We start from the raw sequence: 3,636 nt of genomic DNA on the forward strand, positions 1-3,636 counted from the left end.
CAGTTTTTTGAATTTTGTCAGATTAATCGAGATTTACGGATTGAACGCACGTCAGAGGGAGAAATAATTGTTATGCCCCCAACAGGCAGTGGAACCGGAGGTCGAAATTTCAGTCTCAATGGTCAGTTGTGGAGTTGGGTAGAACAAGATGGCACAGGCAAGGGTTTTGACTCTTCTGCTGGCTTTAAGCTTCCCAATGGTGCGGAGCGCTCCCCTGATGCCTCTTGGGTAACCTTAGAAAGATGGGAAGCCCTAACACCTCAACAACAGGAAAAATTTGCTCCTCTATGCCCAGATTTTGTGATTGAATTGCGTTCCCCCAGTGATAGCGTCAAAGACCTCAAGGACAAGATGAAAGAGTACATGGACAATGGCGCGAGGTTGGGGTGGTTGATTGACCCCAATAATCGTCGAGTGTATATTTACCGTCCTGGTGGGGAAGTGGAGCAGTTGGACAATCCTGCTACGGTAAAGGGGGATGAGTCGGTGCTGCCGGGTTTCGTGCTGAAGCTGGGGAAAATCTGGTAAGGGCAGGAGTTATCACCACCATTGTCACTTGTAAAATTAAGGGTTTCTCCACCCTTCAATAATTCTAATTGCTACATTCAAATATGGGTTATCAAGGAATTGTTCAATTGCTCCTTGACCACCTTCTTTGATAGCATTAACTAGCCTTTCTTTCTTGGTTGGTGTAATGGCTGCACTGACAAAGTCTTTTTGCTCTGCTTCTGTGGCAGTAGGGTTGGTTTTCTCTAGTTGTTGGAGTAATTGCTGAATTTCAGCTGCTGCTTCCGCTAGATTTTTGTCAGCTTCCTCGTAGTTATTTTGATTAGCATAGCCTTGCTGACGACTACCAGACTGAGCTGTGTCAACATAGCTTCCAATGTTAATATTGGCACCACGCTGGTCATATTTAGTAGTTTCTTTATCTGCCATTGTTTCAACAACTCGCATTAATATAGTATTGTCTTTACGTATATATTCTATTTGTTCAGAATAAAACTTTATTTTTTCATCTTTAGCTTCTAACATTGGCTTGTATTTTGCCCAAAATTTTCGCTCGTATTCTGCTTCATCAACCTCCTCAGGGACTTTGACACGAATAACAAAAGCACCGTCGCCTTTATTTTCTATAGTCTGTATGACTGGTAGCTCTCCTGTTTCGCTTTCTACTCGAACTCGAAGGTCTTGAAATGTCTTCAGAAAAGTCTGCCAGTCGATACCATCTTTAAAAATCAAATCGACAGTATTGGAAATTTTCTGAGCTAACTTAGCAAATTCACCCGGTTCAAAATTTCTCTCTTGGTCAGCAGGACGACGTTGAGGGTCTGGAGCCTTTTTGGTAGGTAGTTTCAGGAAAATATAATCGCATTTAATTTCAATTAATTTAGTAGTATTGCTGATTCCCCAATCTTCGATATATGCTCCCGTTAAGGTGGCTCTGGTTAAATCTGCTCCTTCTAGTAACGTTTGAACTAACTTAGCTCTGGATAAATTAGCATTTTGTAAGTTAGCTCGGTTTAAGTCTGTTCCACTAAAGCTAGCATCTTGTAGATTAGCTCCCTTTAAATTAATACCTCTTAAGTTGAGCCGCTCAAAGTTTTTATCTTGTCCCTCTCCAGTTATCAACAATTGTCTAATATTTTCATATTGAAGGTAGCTTGTTCCTGGTCTAACTCGATCAAGTTTAATAGTTTTCCGCCAACAAGTACAAGTGATAATAGCCTCCCTTAAATCTGTACTTTTAAGAATAGCTCCCGTGAAATCAGCATCGGTTAAATTGGCCTTGCGAAAACTGGTTCCTCTTGTGGCAGCACAAGCAATAGCAATACTACGAATCCAGGCATCTCTGGGGTCCCCTTTTAGAGTACGCCAGCCCAAGTAAATACTAAGTAAAACGAAGGCTACGGCTCCGGGTACGGCTCCGGCTCCGGCTCCTGCTATGGCTCCGGCTACGGCTCCGGCTACGGCTACAGCGAAGGCTACGGCTACAGCGAAGGCTCCGGCTAAGGCTCCGGTTCCGGCTACGACTACGGCTATGGCTACGGTTCCGGCTATGGCTACGGCTCCGGCTCCGGCCATGGCTACGGATCCGGCGAAGGCTTCGGCTTCGGCTCCGGCTCCGGCTATGGCTACGGCTACGGCTCCGGCTACGGTTCCGGCTACGGCTACGGTTCCGGCTACGGCTACGGTTCTTTCGATACCTTGACGAAGGATAACAGCAATTGAAACAATTATTACAACCAAAACTATCCAGCCAAAGACTTGTTGCCGTTCGCTAGAGTCAAATATTAACGCTATTGCCATCCCACCCAATAAAGAGGCAAATCCTGATAGTCCTGAGATTACCCATGAAACCAACAAAAGAACAATTACCCACCTTTTCTGTAATCCTGCCTTCGCTTTACAGAACTGAGTGCCCTTTAGAGTAGCATTCTTAAAATTCGTTCCTCTAATATCCGCTTCACTAAAATCTGCTTCACTAAAATCTGCCCCTGAAAGGTCTTTTCCCCGGAATGACTGACCTCTAAGATTTACCCTACGGAAATCCCTTTCTCCTGCTGCATATCGTCTCAGAACTTCATTATCTTTCATCAGCCAGAATTATATATAGGAAAGGAAACAGGAAGTAGGAAATAGGGAGCAAAACTTATTACAAGTTATTTTAATTGAAGTGAATTATGTATCGCTTTATAGTATAAATTACAACCAATAAATCAAGATTCCGGAAATACTTTTCCGAATAAATATGGAGTGGCATCAAAAATAAACTATATAGTGTTGATACACACTCCCTTCACAACCCTGCCGCTGTTCTGCTTTTGTGATCAACTTCGCTGCGGTAAAAGCGATTAGCCCAAAGGGCTACGCTACGCGATCGCACCTATACGAGGGAAGTTTAGTTGTAGTTAGTTATTATAGGACTTACGAAGTTGAGTTGGTTTTGCCCCCCTAACCCCCCAATTTTGGGTGGTAATGATGTCAAAGTCCCCCAGAATTGGGTGATTTAGGGGGCTTTGCGTAAGTCCTTTATTAGAATAAGCAGTTATTGTCAATACAGTGATAATAATTCTTAATAAACCCCTATTGATTGTGTTTATTAACTTACAGACTGTTCCAGACAAATATCCAGGGATAGGTTGTTGTAGCTAAAACCGACTTCTACCATTGCGATGCTGGCAAGGAGCCGCTAAACGCGATTGGCCGTTGGCCACGCTACGCGATGAAGCAAAGCTTCCGCTAAAAGCGATTAGCCCAAAGGGCTACGCTACGCGAACGCATTAAGTTCTGGATAGGGTGCATCTCCTAAAAGCTGTTTGACTGATGGTGCGTTACGGTGCGGGCTGTTTCAACAAGGGGCGAAGAGGGGGAAAATCATGGCTCGCCCGCCCCTAACGCACCCTACGCCTTCAACCTTCAAGCTTCTGATGGTGCGTTACGGTGCGGACTATCCCAACCCTGGCGAAGAGGCGAAAAATCATGGCTCGCCCGCCCCTAACGCACCCTACTGGCGTGGCAAGCTTAAAATAGTGTAATAGACAGAAAACAAACTGGATAATATGGGAAGAGGTCGTCGGGTAATGGTTTTTCTAACTTCAGACCAGAGAGAAAAACTGGAAGGAATTAGTCGTAATG

3 protein-coding genes are annotated in these 3,636 nt (G+C 44.3%); 2 read left to right on the forward strand and 1 reads right to left on the reverse strand.

Annotation, left to right across the window (positions count from 1 at the left end):
- Window positions 1-528: Uma2 family endonuclease (locus F6K51_RS35550; protein WP_293030440.1), on the forward strand; the 528-nt coding region annotated here is incomplete at its 5' end.
- A gap of 36 nt (window positions 529-564) precedes the next feature.
- On the opposite strand, the gene F6K51_RS35555 is transcribed toward F6K51_RS35550, so the two are convergent.
- Window positions 565-2,595, reverse strand: a complete 2,031-nt coding sequence (locus F6K51_RS35555; protein WP_293030442.1) for a pentapeptide repeat-containing protein — start codon at window positions 2,593-2,595, stop codon at window positions 565-567.
- A 782-nt stretch (window positions 2,596-3,377) separates the two neighbouring features.
- Here F6K51_RS35555 and F6K51_RS35560 point away from each other — a divergent pair.
- Window positions 3,378-3,536, forward strand: coding sequence for a hypothetical protein (locus F6K51_RS35560; RefSeq protein WP_293030445.1), 159 nt, complete (start codon window positions 3,378-3,380; stop codon window positions 3,534-3,536).
- Window positions 3,537-3,636: the final 100 nt, after the last annotated feature.

It is taken from the genome of Moorena sp. SIO3I8 (assembly GCF_010692325.1).
GTDB lineage: Bacteria > Cyanobacteriota > Cyanobacteriia > Cyanobacteriales > Coleofasciculaceae > Moorena.

Bases quoted from the DNA above. Each gene is read 5' to 3' on its own strand.
- F6K51_RS35555 (WP_293030442.1), bottom strand. From the start codon at position 2,595: ATGAAAGATAATGAAGTTCTGAGACGATATGCAGCAGGAGAAAGGGAT.
- F6K51_RS35560 (WP_293030445.1), top strand. From the start codon at position 3,378: ATGGCTCGCCCGCCCCTAACGCACCCTACGCCTTCAACCTTCAAGCTT.